Raw genomic sequence first — 23,445 nt, 5'->3', positions numbered from 1 at the left:
AGGGAGGACACCACCCGTGAAACCCGAGCTCCCCGCCGACCGCGCCGGCCGCGCATCCCTTGCCGGACTCGCCGCGCTGGCCGCGCTCAAGGCCGTCGCCCTGGTGCTGATCGCGGAGGCGATCGCCACCGCGGTCGCCCAGCTGGCGGCGGGCGGCGCCGCGGACACCACCCGGCTGCTGGCCCTTGGCCTGGCCGGCGCGGTGCTGCGCTCCGTGGCGGCCTGGGGCACCAAGACGCTCGCCCGCCGGGCGGCGCTGGGCGCCAAGGAACGCCTGCGCGGGGAGCTGCTGGCGGCCGCGCTGGAGGGCCGGCTGAAGGGCGGACCGGGCAGGGGCGGCGGCGGGCCCGAGGGGCTCGGAGCGGTGGCCGCGCTGGCCAGCCGCGGCCTGGACGCGCTCGACAACCACTACGCGACCTACCTGCCCGCCCTGGTTTCCGCCGCCGTCGTGCCGGCGGCCGTGGGCCTGCGGATCCTCTTCGCGGACTGGGTCAGCGCGCTGGTGATCGTGCTCACCGTGCCGCTGGTGCCGGTGTTTATGGTCCTGATCGGAAAGCACACCGAGGAGCGCGTGGCCCAGGCCGCCGCCGGGCTGGACCGGCTCTCCAACCACCTCGTCGAACTGGCCCGGGGCCTGCCCGCGCTGGTGGGGCTGCGCCGCGCGGGCCAGCGCCGCCGTGCCCTGCGCGACGTCTCCGAGGCCTACCGCGCCGGCACGCTGGGCACGCTCCGCACGGCCTTCGTCTCCGGACTGGCCCTGGAACTGATCGCCACCATCTCGGTGGCCGTGGTGGCCGTCTTCATCGGCCTGCGCCTGGTCCACGGGGACATGGCCCTCGCTCCGGGCCTGCTGGTGCTGATGCTGGCCCCGGAGTGCTTCATGCCGCTGCGCGAGGTCGGCTCCGCCTTCCACGCCGCCGAGGACGGCGTCGAGGCCCTGCACCGCACCCGCCGGATCCTGGAGGCCTCCGGCGCTGGACATGATGGAGTCGGGGACGCGGGCACCGGAGAATCGGGCACCTTGGCGTTGATGGTGGAGGACCTGGAGGTGCGCTACGCGGGCTCGCCCGCCCCCGCCGTCGCCGGGTTCTCGCTGGCGCTTCCCGCCGGAGCCGCGGCCGTGCTGTCCACCCCCAGCGGCACCGGCAAGACGAGCATCCTGCGCGCCGTGGCGGGCCAGCTGGACCCGGAGCGGATGGACGCCGCCTCCCGGGCCACGGTGGCCGGCACGGTGCGCCGCCGCCCCGGCTCCCGCACCGCTTGGATCCCCCAGCACCCTGCCTTCTCCGAGGCCACCGTGGGGGAAGAGCTCGCGCTGTACGCGGCGGCCTGCGGCGCACCCCATACGGCCGGCGGTGCCGGGGAGACGGCCGCGGCGATCGCCTCCGCGCTGGAGCGGGTGAACGGCGCCCACCTGGCGCAGGCGCGGATCGCGGACTGCAGCCCCGGCGAACTGCGCCGGGCCGCCGTCGCCCGCGCCCTGGTGGTGGTCGCCACCGACCCGGCCGTGGACCTGCTGCTCGCCGACGAACCCACCGCCCACCTGGACCCGGTCTCCGCGCAGGCGGTGCGGCAGGCCCTGGCCGCGGTGCGCGGCCGGGTGGCCGTGCTCGCCTCCAGCCACGACTCGGCGCTGGCCCGGATGCTGGAGGACCCCACCAACGCCGACTCCACCGAGAGCACCGTGCCTGCCGTGTCCGACGGCGAACGGTCCGCCAGTGCCGGCGGGACCGCCGTGCCCGCCGCGGACGGTTCCGCCGGATCGCCGGGCTCCGGGTCCCTGCGCTCCGTGCTGGCCGCCCTGCCATGGCTCACCGGCGGCCTGCGCAGCGGCGGGCTGCTTCGGGGGGTGCTGTTCGCCGCCGCCGCGGCGCTGGCCGCGGCGGGCCTGTCCGGGGTGTCGGGCTGGCTGATCGTCTCCGCCAGCCACCAGCCGCCGGTGCTGCACCTGATGGTCGCGATCGTCGGGGTGCGCTTCTTCGGGATCGGCCGCGCCCTGCTGCGCTACGTCGAACGGCTCGCCGTCCACGACGCGGTGTTCCGCTGGTCCACCGACCTGCGGACGCGGGTGTGGGACGCCCTGGCGTGCCGGCCCTCCCAATGGGGCCGGCTGGCCCGCGGCGGCGCCGCCCTGGGGCACCTGGTCGGCGACATCGACGAGGTCCGCGACGCCGCCCCGCGCGCCGTCGTGCCGCTCCCGGCCGCACTGCTCGCGTGGGCCGCCACGGCGCTCGCCATCCACTGGGTGGCACCGGCCGCGCTTCCGGCCGCCCTGGCCGCGGGGGCGCTCGGCTTCCTGGCGCTGCCGCTGCTGGTGCTGCGCGTGGAACGCCGCGCCGGGGTCGCGGCCGCCGCGCAGCGCTCGTGGCTGACCGAACGCGTCGCCGGCCTCTTCGCCGCCGCCCCCGACCTGGCCGCCAACGGCGCCGGGGCGGAAGTCCTGCGCCGCTTCCGCGCCGCGGACGCCCGCGCTTCCGTGCCGCTGCGCCGTGCCGCCCGAGGCTCCGGCGCGGGCCAGGCCGCCACCGCCCTCATCACCGGCGCCGCCGCCGTGGGGGCGGTCGCCCTGGTCCCGTCCGGACCGATGGCGGGGGAGATGGCCGCGGTTGCGGCCCTGCTGCTGCTTGCGCTGGCCGAGCCCTTCGGATCCGTGGCCGAATCCGTCCGCGAACTGCCGGTCCTCCAGGACCGGCTGCGCCGGGTCGGGGACCTGCTGGGGACCGCGGACGAGGACACCCCGCTGGCCGCCGGGGACGACGTCCCGGCGGACGGCGAAGCGCTGGGCGGGATGCGGCTGCGTGGGGCGACGCTGGGCTGGTGTGGCGGGCCCGACGTCGTGGGGCCGGTCGACGCGGAGGTCCTGCCCGGGCGCTGGCTGGCCGTGTCCGGGCCCTCGGGCGCCGGCAAGTCCACCGTGCTGGCCGCGCTGCTGGGCGTCCTGCGCCCGCGCGCGGGGACGCTGGAACTGCTGGAGGGTGCCGACCCGGACGGAAACGGGACGGTCGATCCGTGGGCGCCGGGGAACCGGGCGCGGGGAGCGGCGCTGGCCGCCCAGATCGCCTGGTGCCCCCAGGAGGCGCACCTCTTCGACTCCTCCCTGGCGGCCAACCTGGGCCTGGGCCGGCCCGCGGAGGACCCCGCCACGGAGCGGGAGATGGCGGACGCGCTCCGGGCCGTGGGCCTGGGTCCCTGGTTCGGGACGCTCCCGGAGGGCCTGGCCGCGCGGATCGGCCCGGGAGGCCACAAGCTCTCCGGGGGCCAGCGCCAGCGCGTCGCGGTGGCCCGGGCCCTGGTTGCCCGCGCCCGGGTGGTGCTGCTGGACGAGCCGACGGCCCACCTGGGCGAGGACGAGGCCGTTGACCTGGTCGAGGACCTGCGGGCCGCCCTCGCGGACCGGGCCGTGGTGCTGGTGACCCACGACGAACGCCTCGCCGAGCGCGCCGACGCCGTGCTGCACCTGTCCGGCCAGGCGACCGCGGCGCCCGTGAGCTGAACCGGCTCACGGGCGCCGCGGGGAACCTCAGTCGAAGAGCGTCCCGTCGCCGGAAGTGGTGTCGGCGGCCAGGCTGAACGGCTTGGCCTCGGTCTCCGGATCCGGCGCCACCCGGGCGGCCTGGGGCGCGGACGCCTTCGGGGCGGCGGAGGGGGCCGCGGGCAGGGCCGGGGCCCCAAGGGCCGGACCGACGGCGGCGACGGACTGCGCCAGCGGCACGCCGGACCCGTCGCGCCGGCCGTGCTCGGTCGGCAGGGCCCGGGCGACGCCGGCGGCGGACGCCGCCTTGGCCGGGCCGTGGCCGGCCCAGGCCAGGGTGAGCTTCTCTTCGCCCTTGAGGAAGCGGTGGGCGCGCACGCCGCCGGTGGCCCGCCCCTTGGCCGGGTACTCGGAGAGCGGGGTCACCTTGACGGTGCCCGCGGCCGTGCCGGTGAGGGTCTCCGCGCCGGTGGCGATGGTGACCACCACGGCGTCCGGGTCCTCCGCGGCCGTCACCCCGAAGGAGATCGCCTCGTCGCCGGCGGCCAGCTTGATGCCGGCCATGCCGCCCGCCGTGCGGCCCTGCGGACGCACCACGGAGGCCGCGTAGCGCAGCAGCTGCGCCTGGGCGGAGACGAACACCAGATCGGTCCCGTCGGGAGCCACCGCCGCGTGCAGCACCCTGTCTCCGGGCTTGAGCGTGATGGCCTCCCACTCGTCGCGGTTCAGCGGATAGTCCGGGGCCACGCGCTTGACGATGCCCTGCGCGGTGCCCAGCGCGAAGACGGCGTCCAGCGGCACCATGCCCACGACCGTCTCGCCCTTGGCCAGCTGGACGAATTCGCCGGCCGCCACCCCGCCGGCCAGCAGCGGGAAGCCGGAGGCGGGAGCCAGCAACGGCATGTCCACGACCTGCAGGCGCAGCATGCGCCCGGCGGAGGTGACCGCACCGATCTCGCCGCGCGCGCTGGTGGGCACCACGGACACCAGGACGTCGTGCTTGACGCGCGCCCCGGCGTCGGACAGGGGGTCGCGCGTGGCGGTGCGGGCCAGCTGCCCGGAGGCGGAGAGCAGCACCCAGCACGGATCGTCGGCGATCTCCAGCGCCAGCGGCGCCTTGGCGCCGTTGCCCTCCGGCGCCGGCATGACGGTGCCCTTCAGGGGGGCGGCCCCGTCCGCCTTCAGCAGCACGGTCCGGCGCGGGGTCGCGAAGCGCTCGGCGACCTCCGCCAGCTCCGACGACACGAGCTGGCGCAGCAGCGTGTCCGAGCCCAGGATCGACTCGAGCTCGGCGATGTCCTGCCGCAGCTGCTCCTGCTCCTTCTCCAGCTCGATCCGGGAGAAGCGGGTCAGCTGGCGCAGGCGCAACTCCAGGATGTGGTTGGCCTGGATCTCGGTGAGGTCGAAGACCTGCATCAGGCGCTCCCGCGCGGCCGCCGACTCGTCCGAGTTGCGGATGATCTGGATGACCTCGTCGATGTCGACGATGGCGATCAGCAGGCCCTCGACCAGGTGCAGCCGGTCCTTCTTCCGGCCCAGCCGGTAGGCGGTGCGCCGGCGCACGACGTCGAGGCGGTGGCCCACGTACACCCGCAGCAGCTCCAGCAGGCCCAGCGTCCGCGGCTGGCCCTCCACCAGCGCCACGTTGTTGATGCCGAAGGAATCCTCCAGCGGGGTCAGCTTGTAGAGCTGCTGCAGGACCGCGTTCGGGTTGAAGCCGTTCTTCAGCTCGATCACCAGGCGCAGGCCGTTCTTGCGGTCCGTGAGGTCCACCACGTCGGCGATGCCCTGCAGCTTCTTGGAGTTCGCCGCGTCCTTGATCTTCTCGATGACCTTTTCGGGGCCGACCATGTAGGGCAGCTCGGTCACCACCAGGCCGCTGCGGCGGGCGCTGATCTGCTCCAGCGCCACCTTCGCCCGGGTCTTGAAGGACCCGCGCCCCGTGGCGTAGGCGTCGCGGATCCCGTCCAGCCCCACGATCGTGCCGCCGGTGGGCAGGTCCGGCCCGGGCACGAAGCCCATGATGTCCTCGAGCGTGGCGTCCGGGTTGGCGACCAGGTGCCGGGCCGCGGCGACGACCTCGCCGAGGTTGTGCGGGGCCATGTTGGTGGCCATGCCCACGGCGATGCCCGTGGTGCCGTTGACCAAGAGGTTGGGGAACGCGGCGGGCAGCACGTCCGGCTGAAGGAGCTGGTTGTCGTAGTTCGGGACGAAGTCGACGACGTCCTCGCCGAGGTTGTCGGTCATGGCCACCGCCGGGGCGGCCATGCGGGCCTCGGTGTAGCGGGGGGCGGCGGGGCCGTCGTCGAGCGAACCGAAGTTGCCGTGGCCGTCGATCAACGGCAGCCGCAGCGAGAAGTCCTGGGCCAGGCGCACCATCGCGTCGTAGATGGCCGTATCGCCGTGCGGGTGCAGCTTGCCCATCACCTCGCCGACCACGCGGGCGCTCTTGACGTGGCCCCGGTCCGGGCGCAGTCCCATCTCGGTCATCATGTACAGGATGCGCCGCTGCACCGGCTTCAGCCCGTCACGGGCATCGGGCAGCGCACGCGAGTAGATCACGGAGTACGCGTACTCCAGGAACGACTCTTCCATCTCGTTGGTCACGTCGATGTCGACGATGTTTTCCGTGAAGTCTGCGGGGGGCGGGGTGTTCTGCCTGCGGGCCATGCTTGGTATCGGGTCCTCGAAAATTCGTTGTCGTCCATCCGGCGGATGGACGGGCCTGGTGGGCCGCGCCGCGCCGCCCGGGAACGGAGGGGCGGTCGGCGAAGCCGGGAGGCCGTTAGGCTAAGCCTATGGTGGATGGACGCGTTCGGGGCGAATATCCGGCCCGCTGGGAGGCAGATGTCGTGCTGCGGGACGGTTCGACGGCGCACCTGCGCCCGATCCGGCCCCAGGACGCCCCGGCGCTGGAGCGTTTCCACGCCGGCCAGTCGGAGACCTCGATCTACCTGCGCTACTTCACCTACAAGTCCCGGCTGACCCCGAAGGAGCTCAAGCGCTTCACGGAGGTCGACCACGTGGACCGGGTGGCGCTCGTCGTCGAACGCAGCGGCGCGATCGTCGGCGTCGGCCGCTACGACCGGCTCGAGGATCCGGAAGAGGCGGAGGTCGCCTTCAACATCTCGGACCAGTACCAGGGGATGGGCGTCGGTTCGATCCTGCTCGAACACCTCGCCGCCGCCGCCCGCGAGCGCGGGGTCGAACGCTTCAGCGCCGAGGTGCTGCCGGAGAACCGCAAGATGCTGACCGTTTTCGCCGAGGCCGGCTACGAGGTCCGCCGGCACTTCGACGACGGCGTGGTGATGGTCGAGTTCGCCATCGACCCCACCGACCGCTCCCGCGCCGTAATGGAATCGCGCGAGCACCGAGCCGAGGCCCGCAGCCTCGCGGACCTGCTGGCCCCGCGCTCGGTCGCCGTCATCGGGGCGAGCCGTGCCTGGGGGAGCATCGGCAACACCGTGCTCACCGGCATCCTCGAGGGCGGCTTCACCGGGGCCGTCTACGGGGTCAACACCGAGGCCCTCGAGGTCGCCGGGATGCGCTCCTACGCCACGCTGGCCGAGGTGCCCGGCCCGGTTGACCTGGCGGTCCTGGCCGTGCCCAAGGAGGAGATCCCCGGCGTCGTCGCCGACTGCGCAGCGGCCGGCGTCAAGGGCCTGCTGGTGATCACCGGGGGCTTCTCCGACGGCGGCGACGGACTGGCCCGCCAGCGCGAACTGGTCCGCGCCGCCCGCGCCAACGGCATGCGGGTGATCGGCCCCGCCTCGCTGGGCCTGATCAACACCGATCCCGCGGTCAGCCTCAACGCCTCCGTCGCCCCCGGCATGCCCCAGCGCGGGACCCTGGGCCTGTTCAGCCAGTCCGCCGCGATCGGGGTGCTGCTCTACGCCGCCTGCAGCCGGCGCAACCTCGGGGTCTCCAGCGTCGTCTCCGCCGGCAACCGCGCCGACGTCTCCGGCAACGACGCCATGCAGTTCTGGGAGGATGACCCCGCCACCTCTGCGATCGGCCTGTACCTGGAATCCTTCGGCAACCCGCGCAAGTTCTCCCGCATCGCCCGCCGGCTGGCCCGCAACAAGCCGGTCATCGTCGCCAAGTCCGATGTCACCGGCCTGCGCCTGCCGCCGGGCCACGCGGTGCGCACCACCCAGGCTCCGCGCGAGGCGGTGGACGCGATGCTGCAGCAATCCGGAGTCATCCGCGTCGCGACCAACGAGGAACTGATGGACGTAGCCCAGATCGTGGCCAGCCAGCCGCTGCCGGCCGGCCGCGGCGTGGGCCTGGTCGCCAATTCAGCCGCGCTCGGCCGCGTGCTGGCGGACAACGCCGAACGCAATGGCCTCGCCGTCGCCGCGCTGGAGACCGGGCTGGACCTGGAGGACGGCCAGTCCCGGGCGCTGCCCCGGCTGGGCGCGCTGCTGGACGAGGTCCTCGCCCGCCCCGATGTCCACTCCGCCGTCGTGATCCTGCTCCCGGCCCGCGGCACCACCGTCGAGGCGCTCGCCGACGCGGTGGGCCGCTGCGGGACGCGGGCGGGCAAGCCGGTCCTGGCCGTGTTCGCCGGCATCCTCGACGCCTCCGTCCCCACCGAGGGACTCTTCCGGGTCGACACCGAACCCGGAACCGCCGATCCCGAAACAGCGGCGCCCGGAATCTCTCAGTCCGGAACCGCCGATCCCGGAACCGGGGCATCCGGCCCCCGTATCGATGCGGCAGTGCCGGCCTACTCGAGCCCGGGCAACGCGGTCGCCGCCCTGGCCGCCGTCGTGCGCTACGCGCAGTGGCGCCGGCGCGACTTCGGCGAAACGGTGGAACCGGCCGGCATCGACAAGGACCGCGCGGAGGACCTGGTCGACGCCCACCTGGCGCGCATCAGCGGGGCCGAGCTGCTCACCCTGGATGCGGCCGGCGCCGCCGAACTGCTGGCCTGCTACGGCATCCGCGTGTTGGAGTCGGTGCCGTTCGAGACCGAGGACCAGGCGGTCGCCGCCGCCGAGCGGCTCGGGTGGCCGGTGGCGCTGAAGACCACCGACCAGCACCTGCGCCACCGCCTGGACCTGGGCGGGGTGCGGCTGAACATCATCGACGAGGCCGCGCTGCGCGGAAACATCCGCCACATGCGCCAGATGCTGGCCGCCGCCGGAGCCGAGGGGCTGGAGGTCCAGGCCATGGCCCCCTCCGGGCAGGGGTGCGTGGTCCGCGGACTCGAGGACCCGCTGCTGGGTCCGCTGCTCTCCTTCGGCCTGGCCGGGGACGCGGTGAACCTGCTCGGTGACTGGGCCCACGCGATCCCGCCGCTGTCCACCACGGACCTGGCCGAACTGGTGCGCTCCCCGCGCGCCGCCCGCAAGCTGTTCGGCTACCAGGGACTGCCCGCGGTGGACATCGCCGCGCTCGAGGACCTGATCAACCGGGTCGCCACGCTCAAGGACCACCACCCGGAGGTCGCGCTGCTGGAGTTCAATCCGGTGATGGTCTCCGGCGACGGGATCACGGTGCTCTCCGCCGACGTCAGGCTCGGAAACCCCGAGGTCCGCACGGACAGCGCCCGGCGGGCCATGTCCGCCTGGGGCGGCCCCGTTCCGGGGGCCGCATAGGGGTTCGGGCCGACGCACGCGGCCGTGCGGCGGCCCGCGGTCCCGGGCGTCGGTAGACTGGAGGCATGATCTCCCGCGCCTCGGCCACCGGCCGCGACCTCCACAGTGCACTCGACCGGGCGGGATTCTATCCCCGCCTCGTGGCGGACGTCCTTGAGGACGCCCTCGACGGGCGCGAGCCGCTGGCCCACCTGATCCACCTCGAAACGCACTTCGACCGCACCGAGGTCCACCGGCATGTCACCGCGCTGGTGCTCACCACCGACGCGCTGGTGATCGCCCACGTGGACGACCAGCAGCTGGACGAAATCGGCGAGGACATGATGGCGCAGGTCTCCACCGAAACCGTGCCGGTCGCCCGGATCGGCTCCGTGGTGCTCAGCTACATGTACCACCAGCCGCAGAATTACCGCTCCACCGACAAGGTCCGCGAGGTCAGCCTCGGCATCGCCTGGTCCGGGGGACAGCGCATGGACCTGGCCCCGGCCGGGTGCGCCGACCCGCAGTGCGACTCCGACCACGGCTACACCGGCACCCTGCAGCAGGAGGACCTGGTGCTGCGCATCAGCGCCGAGGCCGACGGGATGCAGGCCGTCGACGACGCCCGCCACTTCGCCCGCGCCCTGCGCAAGCTCAGCACCGGAAACCCGGCCGAGCCGCGCTGGCAGCCCGAAACCCGTCCGGCACGCGTGGCCCCCCGCTTCATCCGCGGGCACCACCAGGGCTGACCGGTGGCCGCGACCGTCCGTCCCGCCCGGCCGAACGCCCAGCCGCTGCCCGCCGCCCCGTCCTACGGCAGCGGGACCCTGGCCGAACTGCTGCCCAGCGCCGCCGCGGTGCTCGGCGTCCCCGGCTTCGAAAACTCGCTGGGCCTGCCCGCCGCCCGCCGCATCTGCGTGGTCATGGTCGACGGGCTCGGCAAGTCGCTGCTGAAGTCGCGCGGCGGGCACGCCCCGTTCCTGCGCCGCATGTCGGCGGGCTCGCGCACGCTCTCGGCCGCGTTCCCGACCACGACGGCGGCGTCGATCGCCTCGCTCGGCACCGGCCTGCCCCCGGGCATGCACGGGATCGTCGGCTACGACGCCGTGGACCCGCGGGAGCGCCGCGTGGTGAACATGCTCGGCGGCTGGCCCGAGGACCTGGACCCCGCAGCCTGGCAGCCCCATCCCACGGTGTTCGAACGCGCCCAGGAGCACGTGCACGTCGCCACGGTCTCCCTGCCGCAGTTCGAAGGCTCCTCGCTGACCGCCGCCGCGCTGCGCGGCGGGGAGTTCGTTGGCGCGCAGACCCCGCAGGCCCGCGTGCGCGCGGCGCAGGAGATCCTGCCGCGCCACGAGAAGGTGCTGATGTACCTGTACTGGAACGAGCTCGACAAGGTGGGGCACCGCTACGGCGCCGGCTCGCGCCAATGGGGCGAGCAGCTCGAGGAGCTCGACGCGGCCATGCGCACGCTGGCCGGCCGCCTGCCCGCCGGCACGCTGCTGCTGCTCACCGCCGACCACGGCATGGTGGATGTCGCCGAGCGCCAGCGGATCGACTACTCCACCATGCCGGAGCTGCTGGAGGGCATCGAACTGACGGCGGGGGAGCCCCGTGCGGTGCAGCTGCACTTCGCGCCCGACGCCGGGCCCCAGGTGCGTGCCCGGGTCGCCGAGCGCTGGAAGGCCGAATTCGGCACCCGCGCTTGGGTCCTGACCCGCGACGAGGCGATCGCCCACGGCCTCTTCGGCAGGACCGATCCGGACATCAAGGCCCGCATCGGCGACCTGCTGGTGCTCGCCTCCGCGGAGATCGCCCTCTACGACGGGCGCCGGGCCGCCCCGCAGGCGTTCGAGATGGTCGGCCAGCACGGGTCGATGACCCGCGCCGAACGCGAGGTCCCGCTGCTGACGCTCGCGCTGCCGCGCTAGCTGTAGTCGGCCTCCTCGTTCGCGGCCTGCCCCACACGCTTCGCGCGCGGGGACCCCTGGCCGCTCTCTTCCCTCGCTTCGCTCGGGGCGGGGCCCTCGGCCGCTAGTCTTGCTTGCGGCCGAAAACGATCTCGTCCCAGCTGGGGACGGAGGACCGCTTGACCCGCGGTTTGCGCGGCTGCGGATCCTGGTCGGCCTGGGGGCCGTTTTCCGCGAGCTCGTCGAGCAGTTCGTCGTCCACGTGCGGGGGGACCGCGCGCAGCCCCGGCAGCACGGTGAATTCGCTGGTGCGGGTGCTTACCCCGTCATACAGGTGGGGGAGTCCGTCGTCGTCCAGCTCGGCGGCGGCCAGGTCCATCAACGCAGGGTCCATCAAGGCAGGGTCCGTCGTTTCCGCGCCCTCCGGGTCCGTGGGGACGAAGCCGAAGCGGGCCCCTTCCTCGGGGTAATCCTCCTCGGAGCCCCCGCGCGGATGCGCCGCCGGGATGCCGCCCTGGGCCAGCAGCATCGCCAGCGCGTCGTCGGCCTCCTCATCGGTGCCCAGACGCTGGCCCCGGCGCGCCCGCAGGACCTCAAGGAGTTCCTCGGGGTCCAGGCCCGGCACCTGAAGGGCTTCCTCGTCGGCGTCCACTTCGAAGTCGAAGGGGCGGTCGGCCACGGCGGTCAGCCGGCGTCCGGAGAGCGGCAGGTCCAGCGGCTCCAGCTCGCTGAGCACCTGGGCCCAGCGGTTGCGGTTCTGCAACGCCTTGCGCGCCGGATGATAGGTCCAGCGGGCTGGCGGCTCCTCGCCGATGTTGGTCCGGCTGTCCTCCGCGGAGAGCGTGAAGGCCGCCACCACCTCCCAGGTCCCGTCGGCGGCACGCCAGGCGTCCCATTCGATGGCGGCCGGCTCCACTCCGAAGGACCGCAGCCGGTAGGCCACCATCTCCCCGAGGTTCGCCGGCTCCTCGCCGAACGCGGCACGGTAGCCCTCGTGCCCCTGCGGGCCGCTGACCTCGACGGCGCGGGCCTGCTCGGCCACGAATTCGCGCTCGGCCCGCACCGGGCCCTCGTAGCGCAGCACGTTGGCCAGCGGCACCCCGGACGTGGCGGAGACCTCCTCGGCCGTTGCGCCGGCACGGATGCGGGCCTGGATTTCGCGCGGAGAGAGGTGCTGGGCCGGCTGTCCGGCAGCGGGACGGCCGATCGGACGGACCACCGCGGAGCGCAGCGCTTCGTCGATGCGCAGCGCAAAGCTGACGCCGTCCTCGCCGCTCAACAGCAGCTGCTCGCCATCCTCGTGGACACCCACCAGCCGGAGTTGCCGCATGATTCCCTCCACCACGTCCGTCTTGTACTGGTGGAGACTCTGCCATCCCGGCCGCCGATTTCCTACGGCATTGCTTGGTGTGGCGCGGATCGGTCCGTCCGGCGGGGGAGACGGGCGCCACAGAGGGAAGAAAGGATTGGATTTTTTCACGCCCATGGTGAACAATCTGTGCGTCACGGGCACAAAACGGCCCGCCTCGGCGTTGAACGTCGAAGGGTTTCGGAGGCACCCGCTGCGCCCGCAGCGCAGGCCGCCGCATCCTTGGGAAATATTCAGGCCGCCCGGACGCAAACCGACCGGGGTCGACTTGCCCGGAACAAACAGCAGCTACCACCGGAGCGTGATTGAGAGACTATGGCGACCGACTACGATGCGCCGCGGAAGAATGAAGATGAGCTTAGCGAGGATTCCCTCGAGGAGCTGAAGGGCCGGCGCTCCGACAAGCAGTCCGCCGTCGTTGACGAGGATGAGGCGGAAGCCGCGGACAGCTACGAGCTGCCCGGTGCCGACCTGTCCGGCGAGGAACTGCTGGTTCGGGTGCTCCCGGCCCAGGCCGACGAGTTCACCTGCGCCAACTGCTTCCTGGTTCGCCACCGTTCGCAGGTGGCCAGGGAGAAGAACGGGCTGTTCTACTGCAAGGACTGCGAGGGCTAGGCCCACACGCAAAACGACGGCGGGGCCGCACCTTTCCATGGAAAGGTGCGGCCCCGCCGTCGTTTTGCGTGTGTTGGGGACGCTAGGCCTGAGCCGCGGGAGCCTCGCTGGCGGCCTCCGCCTTGCCGCCCAGGACCGCCGACAGCTCCTCCGGGCGGCGCGTGGAGGCGAGCCAGTACGGGGTGGCGTCGTGCTCGTCGGTGATCCGGATCCGCACCACCGGGTCGATCCATCCGCGCAGGCACAGGTAGGCGGTGCCGTTGAGGCCCCGGCCGCGCTGGTACGTGGCGGCCTCGCCGCGGTGCGCGTCAACGGCGCCGACGTAACGGCGCTCGATCGAGGCGCGCCCCACGCGCAGGGTGTCCGCGGTGACGGTGATGGCGGGGCTGTTCACCAGCAGCGCCACCGCCAGCGCGGCCGCCACGACGATGCCGCTGGCGAGGCCGGCGGGAATGCTGATCGGTGCCAGCGCGACAAACCCGGCGGCGCCGGTCCCCAGCACGATGGGCCAGATCCACCAGGCCGGCCAGAGGCGTTCCTGGAAGAGCGGGGAGGGGTCGGAAAGGGGCTGCGGTTCGGGCATGCCTCCCAGCTTATGGGGTGCGGGCCGGCGTTTTCACGTTGGGGCCTCCCAGCTTCGGCGGCTAGAGTTGTGGCAAGTCCGTCCGCGATCGCTTTGGAGAACCCCACGCACATGTCTGAGCAGCACCACGCCACGTTGGACGTCCAGCTGAAGATGCTCGATCCCGGACTGGAACCGCCCAGCTACGCGCAGCCCGGCGACGCCGGCGCCGACCTGCGCGCCCGCGAGGACGTCACGCTGGCCCCGGGAGAACGCGCCCTGGTGCCGACCGGCGTCTCGCTGGCCCTGCCGTTCGGGTACGTCGGACTGGTGCACCCGCGCTCGGGCCTGGCCGTGCGCCACGGCCTGACCGTGGTCAACGCCCCCGGAACGGTCGACGCCGGCTACCGCGGCGAAATCTGCGTGACGCTGCTCAACACCGACGCGACCGAGCCCATTGTGCTGCGCCGGGGCGACCGGATCGCCCAGCTGGTCATCCAGCGGGTGGAAACCGCCCGCTTCGTGCCCGTGGACGAGCTGCCTGATTCGGTCCGCGGGGCCGGCGGCTTCGGCTCCACCGGCGGCTTCGCCACCGCCCCCACCGTCCTCTGACGGCCCGTTCCGCAAGGAGAAACCGATGATTTTCAAGCGCCGCAAGTCCACCGCGCCCGCCGAGGCGGCCGCGGAAACCCCCATCGCGGACGAGGCCCGCACGCCGCAGGGCGAGGGGCCCTACGACGCGGACGACGTCACCGACCGCACCGGCTACGTCGACCTGGGCGCGCTGCTGATCGAACCCGTCGAGGGCATGCAGCTGCGCCTCGAGGTGGAGGACCGCAGCAAGCGGGTCATCGCCGTGGCGCTGGAACTGGACGGCTCCCGCCTGCAGCTGCAGGTCTTTGCGGCGTCCAAGTCCGAGGACCTCTGGCCGGGCATCTCCACGCAGATCGCCAACTCGATCGCCGAGCAGGGCGGGAAGACCGAACGGGTTCCCGGCCGCTTCGGCGAGGAGCTCATCGCCCGCGTTCCCTCCCAGGCGCCCGACGGCACCGCCGGGTACATGGTGGCCCGCTTCATCGGCATCGACGGCCCGCGCTGGTTCCTGCGCGGCGTCGTCGGCGGCCCGGCCACCCTGGACGCGGCCGCGGCCAAGCGCCTGGAGGACTGCATCGCCCGGCTGGTCGTGGTACGCGGGGACAAGCCGATGCCGCCGGCGGAGCTGCTGCCGCTGACCGTGCCCTCCGGCGCCGTGGCCCGTCGCGAGGAACCCGCCGGGGATCCCCTGGCCGCCCCGGAGCGCGGCCCGGAGATCGCCGAGATCGGCTGAGCGCGGTGCCTGAAGGCCCCCCGATCGACTGTCCATCGCTGGACGTGATGCCCCCGCGCGGCCGGATCCGCGCTGTCGGGTACGTGGAGAACATCAAGATCCTGCCGGCCAGCCAGGCTCCCGCCTACGCGGCAAGCGTCGTCGACGCCCCGGCCCCGCCGGGCGGGCGGCGCCGGCCGGTCCCGCGCGTGCGGCTGGTCTGGCTCGGCCAGCGCCGCGTGCCCGGCGTCGTCGCCGGCACCCGGCTGCGCTTCGCGGGAACCGTGGCCCCCGTGGACGGAATCCCCACCATCTTCAACCCGCGCTACGAAATCCTTCCAGAAACCGACGAACCGGAGACCCAGGCATGAGCGATCGACCCCACGCGAGCGGGGATCCGGGGCCGGACAACACGGGACAGGACAACGCGGGGCAGGACAGCACGGGGCGGGACGGTTCGGCGCAAGGCAGCGAGGGACACGGCGGCGCCGAGGACCTGGCCCGCCGCGCCGCGGCGGGATTCCACCGCACCGAGGACGGACAGGTCGATGTCCTCAGGACGGTCGGCGGCGTGCGCGGGCTGGTGGAGGCGATCGTTCCCGGCGTGGTGTTCCTGGGCGTCTTCACCGTCACCCAGGCCCTGAACCCCTCGCTGGTGGCCGCCGTTGCCGTTGCCGCCGCCTTCACCGTGGCCCGGCTCGCCCAGCGCACGCCGCTGACGCAGGCGCTGGCCGGCCTGGCCGGCGTCGTCGTCTGCGCCTTCGTTGCCCGCACCACGGGGGAGGCGAAGGACTACTACGTCCCCGGCTTCTACACGAACGCCGCCTACGGCGCGGCGCTGCTGCTCTCGATCGCGGTGCGCTGGCCGTTCATGGGCCTGGTCTTCGGATTCATCCGCGGCGAGGGCACCCACTGGCGCGAGGACCGCCGCCGCCAGCGCGCCTACGCCGCAGCGACCTGGGCGATCATTGCCGTGTTCGCGCTGCGCCTGGCCGTGCAGCTGCCGCTGTACTTCGCCGACCAGGTCCAGGCGCTCGGCGCCGCCCGGCTGGTGATGGGCCTGCCGCTGTACGCGATGGGACTGTGGCTGGCCTGGCTGATCTCCCGCCCGGTCGCCGGGGCCGCGGACGAGCCCCCGGCCTAGGACCCGCGCCGCGGGCCCCAGGCGTACTGATGAGGCCCGCGGGTCAGCCCACGAGTTCGGCGTCGAGGCGGATGTCCTCGTCCAGGGCCATGGTCGGCGGCCGCCGCCAGCGGTAGGCCGCGGCGTAGCCGCCGCCAGCCACGAGCACGGTGGCCAGCGGCGCGAACTGGCTCACCAGCGGCCAGGCCGCCTGTTCGGTGGCGAGGATCCCCAGCGCGGAGGCACCCACCCAGGCCAGGGCCCCGGGGCTGAAGGCGCCCAGCCGTTCGCGGCGGATCTCCGGGACCTCTTCCCGGTCCCGCCGGGTGAGGAAGATGTGTACGAGTGCGATCGCGACCCAGGCGGTGACGAAGACCCCCTGCCAGGCCAGCGCCTTGAGCAGGTAGGAGAGCACGTCGGTGAGCATGAGCAGGTAGGCGATCCCTCCGCAGGCGATCACCCAGACCCAGCGCGGCAGGCCCAGCCCGAACACCCGCTGGGCGAACGCCTCCAGGTTGGAGGAGGCCAGGAAGTAGTTCGCGGTGTTGATCCGGGTCTGCGAGATCAGGATGACGAGCAGCCCGAAGACTCCCAGCGAGGACAGGAACGCGTCCACGACGCCGGTCTCGGTGCCCTCGTAGCCCCAGGCGCTCATGATGTAGATGCCGACCAGGCCGTTGACCATGAAGGTGAAGAAGTAGAAGACCCAGCCGAACGTGAAGGTCCCGTGGAAGCGCTGGTCCTCCTCGCGGCCCATCCGGGCGTAGTCGAACGTGTACATCATCATGATCCACACGCCCATGTAGATGAAGTAGGAGGTCAGCCAGCCGGGCACGGCCAGGCCGACGGGTGCGGCCGGCAGCGCCGTGGGCACTCCGCGGTGCACGGTGGCGGCGACGACGACGGCGACGAGTCCGGCGACGTACAGCGGCAGCAGCCACCCGTTGAGCTTGTCCAGCCAGTTCTGCACCCCGCCGGCCACCAGCGGCAGCGCGTAGACGACCACCACGGCGTACCAGATGAGCATCTCGCCGCCGAAGAACTTCTGCAGCGCCACCGCGATGATCGAGCCCTCGAAGACCGCGTAATAGATGGCCGTGGCGGCGAAGATCAGGGAGGCCAGGGCGGAGCCCACGACCCCGAAGAGGGTGCGCGAGAGCAGCGCCACCGTGAGCCCGGTCCGCGCGGCGTAGCGGGAGAGCACCAGGTTGATCAGCCCGTAGCTGGCCACGGTGAGCACCATGCCGATGACGGTGTTGGCCGTGCCGACCGCCTGGGCGGAGGCGACGGCGACGTAGATCCAGAACATCGCCGAGAACAGGGCCCACCAGGCCATGCTCAGCGACCAGCGGGGGACCCGCGCGGAGCGCGGCAGGACAAGGTTCGAGTAGGGCACGGCAGGCTCCTGGGGCAGAATGCGGGGAATGTCGGCGCTCCCGGGGCCGGGGGACGGCCGGGAAACGGGAGCGGGGCTGTGGGCCCGAGCGTTGAGCCTAGTGAAATCGGTCACACCCCGAACATGCGCCGGTTGGACAGAAAGCCGCCCCGCCGCCGTGCAGCCTGCACAAGGCCTTGTGCTTCCCGGGGCCCGGCTACCCGGGCGTGCCCCCGGGTTCGGTGATCGCCAGCGCCAGCAGCAAGGTGGCGCGCAGCCGGCCGTCGGAGAGGTCGGCGCCGAGCAGCTCCTCGATCCGGCGCAGCCGGTAGCTGAGCGTGTTGCGGTGGATGAACAGCTCCTCGCACACGGCCCGCGTGTTGCCGCTGTGGTGCAGGTACGCGCGCAGCGTCTCGACCAGCGACCCGGCGGACTCCTCGCGCAGCGGCCCCAGCAGCCTCGCGGCCATGGCCTCCAGCCCGCTGCTGGGCAGCCCGTCGACCACCGAGAACAAATCCATCCGCGGGGCCTGGTGCACGCCGGGCTCGCGGCGGCGCCGGGCCATGCGCAGCATCAGGGACAGCTCGTCCAGGTCCGTGGCGGTGGCCACGGTCACGGACCACTGGGGGGAGTCGGAGAGCCAGCGGCGCACCTGGGCCAGCAACTCGTCCGCGTCGTGCGGGTGCTGCAGCACGATCGTGGTGCGCCCGCCCTCCTCCATGAAGCGCACCGTGGCGTAGATCCCGCCCAGGCTCACCCGCGTCCGCCAGGCGCTGGCCCGCAACACGGACGGGTCCGGCGTCGCCGCCCCGGCGGACGGCGCGGTGGAGGCGATCACCACCGCGCCCCACCCGGGCCCGTCGTCGAACCCGGTCTCCCGGGCCAGGAGGGCCAGCGCCCGCTCGCTGAACGCATCGCGCCGGTAGAGCGCCTCGATGAAGCGGGCGGCCTCTTGCGAGTGCAGCGGCGAGCCCGAGCCCAGGGTGTGGGCCAACTGCATCGCCAGCACGGCCGCCACCGGGCCCAGCAGCGGCTGCACCACGGTGGTCTGGTCCATCCCCTCGATCAGCAGGCGGAACCGGTTGGTGTTCCCGGCCGGCAGCGCCAGCCGGGTGCGGGACGGGGAATCCCCCGGCGTCCCCGCGCTCACCAGGGCGTAGCCGCCGGAATCCAGGATCGTCACGCGGGCATCGACCGCCGCGCCGATGCGCTCGAGCACCGCCTTGAGGGAGGCGCCCCCGGCCGCCAGTCGGGTGCACTCGTCGGCGAGGTCCCAGCCGGAGCGGACCTCCGCGAACCGCTCGGCGCCCAGCCGCTGCCATACCGCGCGGATCAGGGCCACGAACGGGATCGCTCCCGGCAGTTCCAGCAGCGGCAGGTTGTGCTGCCTGCAGGCCGCCACGAGCCCTTCGGGCATCTGCTGGTGCGCCACTCCCAGGCCGACCACCAGCCCGGAGATCGGCACCGCGCACAGCCGCTCCACGTAGGCGTCCCAGGTGCGGTGGTCGCGGAAGTTCAGCCCCATGGCGGTGGTGAGCACCAGCGCGTTGCCGGTCAGGAACGGGGTGGGATCCATGTGCTCGGTCGGCGCGCACCAGGTCACCTGCCGCTCGAGCCGTCCGGGGTCGCCGGTGACATGGGGGACAAGCCCCAGTTCGGGGTCGTCGAGGAGGTCCAGGACGCGCATGGCCCGCTTCCTTTTCGTGCAGTCTTCATTATTTGTCCTTCGAGATTCAGCATATTGCACAATTACATTGCGGTGTGACGGGGGATACCGTTTCAACCATGCGATCCACAGACGTAAGCGGGGCCACACCCGCCTCGAAGATTCTGGTCAACTCGGACATGGGCGAGGGCATCGGGCTGCACCGCTTCGGCAACGACGCCGAGCTGATGAAGCTGATCGATGTTGCCAACGTCGCCTGCGGGTACCACGCCGGCGACCCCGACGAGATGGACCGGACCGTGGCCCTGGCCGCCGAGCATGGCGTGGCCGTCGGCTCCCACCCGGGCCTTCCCGACCTGGTCGGCTTCGGCCGGCGCCGGATGGCGTTGAGCGCCGCCGAGGTCGAATCGATCATCCTCTACCAGACCGGCGCGCTGACCGCCTTCCTCGGCAAGTACGGGCTGGAGCTGAACCACATCAAGCCCCACGGTTCCCTCTACGGCATGCTCGCCGCCGACGAGGAGCTCATGGCAGCGGCCGCCGGCGTGGCCAGGCAGTACGGGGTCCCCTTCTACGGGCTGGCCGGCACCGCCCACCAGCGTGTCTGCGAGCGGCTCGGCGTGGACTTCATCGGCGAGCTGTACGTGGACCTGAACTACGCGGCCGACGGCGCCCTGATCATCCAGCGCCGTCCCGAGATCACCGACCCCGCGGCCGCGGCCGAGCGCGTCACCCGGGCATTGGGCGGCAAGCCGGTGCTCGCGACCGACGGCACCGAGCTGGAGATCTCCTTCAGCAGCATCTGCGTCCACTCCGACGCCCCGAACTCCCCCCAGGTGGCCGCCGCGGTGCGCGCCGCCGTCGGACCCCGCAGCGCCGTCGAATCGCGCAGCGCCTGACCCCCGTCCGCCCCCACCCATCCGAACAAACAGAACCGAAAGAGGTACGCCCCATGTCCGACATCATTTCCCCGATCCCCGGCGTGTTCTACCGCTGCCCCGGCCCGGGCAAGGACCCGTTCGTGCAGGTCGGTGACACGGTCACCGCCGGCCAGACCGTGGGCATCGTCGAGATCATGAAGCAGTTCACCGAGGTGCAGTCCGACGTCGCCGGCGTCGTGGCCTCCTTCGCCATCGAGGACGCCGGGATGGTCAACCCGGGCGACGTCATCGTCACCATCACCGAGGCCTGAGCGCGATGAAGAAACTGCTGATCGCCAACCGCGGCGAGATCGCGGTGCGGATCATCCGCACCGCCCGCCAGATGGGCATCGCCACCGTGGTCGTGGTGAGCGAGCCGGACAAGGACTCGCTGGCGGCCCGCACCGCCGACGAAGCGGTGCTGATCGGCCCGGCTCCGGCCACCGCCAGCTACCTGAACCACGAGGCGGTCATCTCCGCCGCCCTGGAGACCGGCGCCGACGCCGTGCACCCGGGCTACGGCTTCCTCTCCGAGAATGCGGCCTTCGCCCGCAAGGTCATCGACGCCGGACTGGCCTGGGTGGGCCCCCCGCCGGAGGCGATCGAGATGATGGGCAACAAGTCCCGGGCCCGCGAGGCCGCCCGCGAGGCCGGGGTGCCGGTGCTGCGCGGCACCGACGGGCCGCTGCGCGAGGAGGACGACGCGCTGGCCATCGCCCGCGGGATCGGCTTCCCGCTCGCGGTCAAGGCCTCCGCCGGCGGCGGCGGGCGCGGCATCCGCTTCGTGGACACCGAGGAGGAACTGCTCGCGGCCATCGAGATGGCCCGCGGCGAGGCCGGCTCGGTGTTCGGGGATCCGACCGTCTACATGGAGCGCTTCGTGCCCCACGCCCGCCACGTCGAGGTGCAGGTGCTGGCCGACGGCGAGGTGTTCGTGCACCTGGGCGACCGCGACTGCTCGATGCAGCGCCGCTCCCAGAAGGTCATCGAAGAGGCTCCCGCCCCGGCGTTGCCCGACGAGGTCCGCGAGCGGATCCGCAGCTCCTCGGTGGAACTGGCCCGCCGATGCGGCTACACCGGCGCCGGGACCGTCGAGTTCCTCTACGACCCGGCGGCCCATGAGGCCGCGTTCATCGAGATGAACACCCGGCTGCAGGTCGAGCACCCGATCACCGAGGCCATCACCGGCGTCGACCTGGTGCGCGAGCAGCTGCGGGTGGCCTCCGGCCAGGGGCTCTCGGTCACCCAGGAGGACATCACCTTCACCGGCCACGCGATCGAGGTGCGGCTGAACGCCGAGGATCCCTCGAACAACTTCTTCCCCTCCCCGGGCACCATCTCGGCGCTGCAGTGGCCCGAGGGCGAAGGCATCCGCGTGGACACCGGGGTGGACGCCGGTTCGGTCGTGGCCCCGTTCTACGACTCGATGCTGGCCAAGCTCGTGGTCAGCGCCGGGACCCGCGAGGAAGCGATCGCCGCGATGCTCGCGGCCCTGAAGCAGGTGCACATCGAGGGGGTCAAGACCACGGTCCCGCTGCACCAGGCGCTCCTGGCCCGCCCCGAGTTCGCCGCGGTGGAGCACCACTCGAAGTTCATCGAGACCACCCCCGGACTGCTGGAGGCACTGTGAGCACCACCGTCGCCGAACTTGGCCCCGCCCGCTACACCTGGGGCGGGGACGAGTTCCTCTTCGTCGAGATCGCCGAGGCCATGAGCCTGGCGGCCAACTTCAAGGTGATGTCGCTGGCCCGCGCCCTGACCGACGCGGCGCTGGAGGGCGTGGTGGACATCTGCCCCGCCAACGCCTCGCTGCTGATCCGCTTCAACCCCGACCTGCTCGGACCCGAGGAGCTCCAGCTGCGCGTCCGGGAGCTGGAGGCGCGGCTCGGCGACGCCGAGCAGGCGCGCCTGGAGACCCGCATCATCGAGATCCCGGTCTGGTACCAGGACCCCTACACCGCCGAAGTCGCCGAGCGCTTCCGCGAGGGTTACCACCAGGAACCGGGAGGCAGCGACCTGGACTACGCGGCGAAGGTCAACGGACTCGCCGATGCCGCCGAGTTCATCCGCCGCCACCACGAGCAGCCGTGGATGGCCTCCATGGTCGGCTTCGTGGCCGGGCTGCCGTTCCTGTTCCAGCTGGTGGAGCAGGAGAAACAGCTGCAGGTGCCCAAGTACCTGAGCCCGCGCACCGACACCCCCGAGCTGACGCTGGGGCACGGCGGCTGCTTCTCCTGCATCTACTCCGTGCGCGGCGCCGGCGGCTACCAGATGTTCGGGGTGGTGGCCGCCCCGATCTTCGACCCCGCCCAGCGGCTGGCGGACTTCGCGGACTTCATGGTCTTCTTCCGCCCCGGGGACCTGGTCAAGTTCCGCCCGGTAGACGAGGCCGAATACCGCCGGATCAAGGACGAGGTGGCCGACGGCACCTTCCGCTACCGGCAGGCGCCGGTCACCTTCGACCTGACCGCCGCCCTGGCCGACCCCGAGGGGTACAACCGCGAGATTCTGGAGGCACTCAATGGGCATTGAGATCACCAAGCCGGGGCTTTCCACCACGGTGCAGGACCGCGGGCGCACCGGGCACTACAACGTCGGCATCCCGCAGGGCGGGTCCATGGACCAGTACTCGGCCGAGCTGGCCAACCTGCTGGTGGGCAACACCGGCGCCGAGGCGGTGCTTGAGTGCACGTACATGGGCCCGGCCTTCACCGTCGACGAACCCACCGTGCTGGCGGTCACCGGCGCCCCGGTGGGCGTGCTGGTCAACGGCGAGGAACGCGGGCAGTGGCGGCGCCTGGAGCTGGCGGCCGGGGACAGCGTCGGCTTCGGGGTGATTTCCGGCGGCACCCGCTTCTACGTGGCGGTGCGCGGCGGCATTGACGTGCCCGAGGTGCTCGGCTCCCGGTCCACCTACGTCATCGGGGCGGTCGGCGGCTTCCAGGGCCGGGCCCTGAAAGCCGGGGACCGGCTGCCCGTGGGGCACGCGGCGGCCGAGCTGCCCGCCGGCGACTCGATCCCCGAGGACCTGCGCCCGGCCTTCGCCAAGGAGCAGCGCCTCCGCGTGCTGATGGGACTCTACGACCACCGGCTCACCGCGGGCGGGCGGGCGAACCTGCTCGGCGAGGCCTGGACGCTCAGCCCGGTCGCGGACCGGATGGGCCTGCGCTACAACGGGCCGGGGGTGGCCTGGGAGCCGCGCGAACAGCCCTTCGGCGCCGGCTCGGACCCCTCCAACATCGTCGATGCCGGCTACGCGGTCGGTTCGATCCAGATCCCCGGAGGCACCCAGCCGATCGTGCTGCACCGCGACGCGGTCTCCGGCGGCGGCTACGCGATGGTCGGCACCGTGATCTCCGCGGACATGGACCTGCTGGCGCGGGCCGCCCCCGGCACCGTGACCCACTTCGACGAGGTCACCATGGACCAGGCGCTCGCCGCCCGCGCCGAGGCCGCCGCGCGGCTGGAGAAGGTGCGGACGGCGTTGCAGGGCTGAGCGGCAGAGCGCACGACGCCGGCCACCCGCGCGGGTGGCCGGCCGGTGT

At 72.8% G+C, this 23,445-nt stretch carries 19 protein-coding genes; 14 read left to right on the top strand and 5 right to left on the bottom strand.

Annotated features, from left to right (window positions below; translation table 11 throughout):
* Window positions 1-16 precede the first annotated feature (16 nt).
* Window positions 17-3,493, top strand: coding sequence for a thiol reductant ABC exporter subunit CydC (gene cydC / locus ABD912_RS13135; protein ID WP_345151382.1), 3,477 nt, complete (start codon window positions 17-19; stop codon window positions 3,491-3,493).
* Window positions 3,494-3,520: 27 nt separating this feature from the next.
* Here cydC and ABD912_RS13130 read toward each other — a convergent pair whose 3' ends face one another.
* Window positions 3,521-6,142, bottom strand: a complete 2,622-nt coding sequence (locus ABD912_RS13130; RefSeq protein WP_345151380.1) for a DNA gyrase/topoisomerase IV subunit A — start codon at window positions 6,140-6,142, stop codon at window positions 3,521-3,523.
* A gap of 128 nt (window positions 6,143-6,270) precedes the next feature.
* Here ABD912_RS13130 and ABD912_RS13125 point away from each other — a divergent pair, with 128 nt between their 5' ends.
* The 3 genes from ABD912_RS13125 to ABD912_RS13115 all read left to right on the top strand — a co-directional run bounded on the left by ABD912_RS13125 (window position 6,271) and on the right by ABD912_RS13115 (window position 10,985).
* On the top strand, window positions 6,271-9,075 hold the full coding sequence (locus tag ABD912_RS13125) for a bifunctional acetate--CoA ligase family protein/GNAT family N-acetyltransferase (protein WP_345151378.1): 2,805 nt from the start codon (window positions 6,271-6,273) through the stop codon (window positions 9,073-9,075).
* Between the two features lie 65 nt (window positions 9,076-9,140).
* Window positions 9,141-9,803, top strand: coding sequence for a DUF5998 family protein (locus ABD912_RS13120; protein WP_345151377.1), 663 nt, complete (start codon window positions 9,141-9,143; stop codon window positions 9,801-9,803).
* A 3-nt stretch (window positions 9,804-9,806) separates the two neighbouring features.
* Entirely contained in the window at window positions 9,807-10,985 is a 1,179-nt protein-coding gene (locus ABD912_RS13115) for an alkaline phosphatase family protein (RefSeq protein WP_345151376.1), read from the top strand.
* 103 nt (window positions 10,986-11,088) lie between these two features.
* Here the strand turns inward: ABD912_RS13115 and sepH are convergent, their stop codons facing one another.
* Window positions 11,089-12,294: a septation protein SepH gene (sepH, locus tag ABD912_RS13110; RefSeq protein WP_345151375.1), complete on the bottom strand. Its 1,206-nt coding sequence runs from the start codon at window positions 12,292-12,294 to the stop codon at window positions 11,089-11,091.
* 354 nt (window positions 12,295-12,648) lie between these two features.
* On the opposite strand from sepH, the gene ABD912_RS13105 reads away from it, so the two are divergent.
* Window positions 12,649-12,948 carry a DUF4193 domain-containing protein gene (locus tag ABD912_RS13105; protein WP_345151373.1) on the top strand — a complete coding sequence of 100 codons (300 nt, stop codon included), beginning with the start codon at window positions 12,649-12,651 and terminating at the stop codon, window positions 12,946-12,948.
* A gap of 82 nt (window positions 12,949-13,030) precedes the next feature.
* Here ABD912_RS13105 and ABD912_RS13100 read toward each other — a convergent pair whose 3' ends face one another.
* The gene (locus tag ABD912_RS13100; RefSeq protein ID WP_345151372.1) at window positions 13,031-13,531 is read right to left on the bottom strand and encodes a DUF3093 domain-containing protein; all 501 of its coding nucleotides are present in this window, start codon (window positions 13,529-13,531) and stop codon (window positions 13,031-13,033) included.
* Between the two features lie 111 nt (window positions 13,532-13,642).
* On the opposite strand from ABD912_RS13100, the gene dut reads away from it, so the two are divergent.
* From dut to ABD912_RS13080, 4 genes are read left to right on the top strand one after another with little or no spacing between them, the layout of a single operon-like run.
* Window positions 13,643-14,122 (top strand): dUTP diphosphatase, encoded by a 480-nt coding sequence (gene dut, locus ABD912_RS13095; protein ID WP_345151371.1) that lies wholly within the window; start codon window positions 13,643-13,645, stop codon window positions 14,120-14,122.
* Window positions 14,123-14,147: 25 nt separating this feature from the next.
* Entirely contained in the window at window positions 14,148-14,837 is a 690-nt protein-coding gene (locus ABD912_RS13090) for a DUF3710 domain-containing protein (RefSeq protein WP_345151370.1), read from the top strand.
* A gap of 5 nt (window positions 14,838-14,842) precedes the next feature.
* Window positions 14,843-15,187, top strand: coding sequence for a hypothetical protein (locus tag ABD912_RS13085; protein ID WP_345151369.1), 345 nt, complete (start codon window positions 14,843-14,845; stop codon window positions 15,185-15,187).
* Complete coding sequence (locus ABD912_RS13080; RefSeq protein WP_345151368.1) at window positions 15,184-15,960, top strand: DUF3159 domain-containing protein; 777 nt, start codon at window positions 15,184-15,186, stop codon at window positions 15,958-15,960. The genes ABD912_RS13085 and ABD912_RS13080 overlap by 4 nt, the downstream gene beginning before the upstream one ends.
* A 43-nt stretch (window positions 15,961-16,003) precedes the next feature.
* On the opposite strand, the gene ABD912_RS13075 is transcribed toward ABD912_RS13080, so the two are convergent.
* Both ABD912_RS13075 and ABD912_RS13070 read right to left on the bottom strand, forming a co-directional pair.
* On the bottom strand, window positions 16,004-17,335 hold the full coding sequence (locus ABD912_RS13075; protein ID WP_345151366.1) for a purine-cytosine permease family protein: 1,332 nt from the start codon (window positions 17,333-17,335) through the stop codon (window positions 16,004-16,006).
* Window positions 17,336-17,531: 196 nt separating this feature from the next.
* The gene (locus ABD912_RS13070; protein ID WP_345151365.1) at window positions 17,532-19,001 is read right to left on the bottom strand and encodes a PucR family transcriptional regulator; all 1,470 of its coding nucleotides are present in this window, start codon (window positions 18,999-19,001) and stop codon (window positions 17,532-17,534) included.
* 98 nt (window positions 19,002-19,099) lie between these two features.
* On the opposite strand from ABD912_RS13070, the gene pxpA reads away from it, so the two are divergent.
* Genes pxpA through ABD912_RS13045 form a run of 5 tightly spaced genes read left to right on the top strand, consistent with a single transcriptional unit; the run spans window position 19,100 to window position 23,396 of the window.
* Complete coding sequence (gene pxpA, locus ABD912_RS13065) at window positions 19,100-19,879, top strand: 5-oxoprolinase subunit PxpA (protein ID WP_345151364.1); 780 nt, start codon at window positions 19,100-19,102, stop codon at window positions 19,877-19,879.
* 53 nt (window positions 19,880-19,932) lie between these two features.
* Window positions 19,933-20,172: an acetyl-CoA carboxylase gene (locus tag ABD912_RS13060; RefSeq protein WP_345151363.1), complete on the top strand. Its 240-nt coding sequence runs from the start codon at window positions 19,933-19,935 to the stop codon at window positions 20,170-20,172.
* A gap of 5 nt (window positions 20,173-20,177) precedes the next feature.
* Window positions 20,178-21,530 carry an acetyl-CoA carboxylase biotin carboxylase subunit gene (locus ABD912_RS13055; RefSeq protein ID WP_345151362.1) on the top strand — a complete coding sequence of 451 codons (1,353 nt, stop codon included), beginning with the start codon at window positions 20,178-20,180 and terminating at the stop codon, window positions 21,528-21,530.
* Entirely contained in the window at window positions 21,527-22,432 is a 906-nt protein-coding gene (locus tag ABD912_RS13050; protein WP_345151361.1) for a 5-oxoprolinase subunit B family protein, read from the top strand. The genes ABD912_RS13055 and ABD912_RS13050 overlap by 4 nt, the downstream gene beginning before the upstream one ends.
* The gene (locus ABD912_RS13045) at window positions 22,422-23,396 is read left to right on the top strand and encodes a 5-oxoprolinase subunit C family protein (protein ID WP_345151359.1); all 975 of its coding nucleotides are present in this window, start codon (window positions 22,422-22,424) and stop codon (window positions 23,394-23,396) included. Before ABD912_RS13050 ends, ABD912_RS13045 begins: the two co-directional genes overlap by 11 nt.
* Window positions 23,397-23,445: the final 49 nt, after the last annotated feature.

The sequence above is a fragment of the Arthrobacter ginkgonis genome (genome assembly GCF_039540195.1).
Classification (GTDB): domain Bacteria; phylum Actinomycetota; class Actinomycetes; order Actinomycetales; family Micrococcaceae; genus Zafaria; species Zafaria ginkgonis.
The sequence above is the reverse complement of the archived record's forward strand: the minus strand, read 5'-3'. Positions and strand labels throughout refer to the sequence as shown.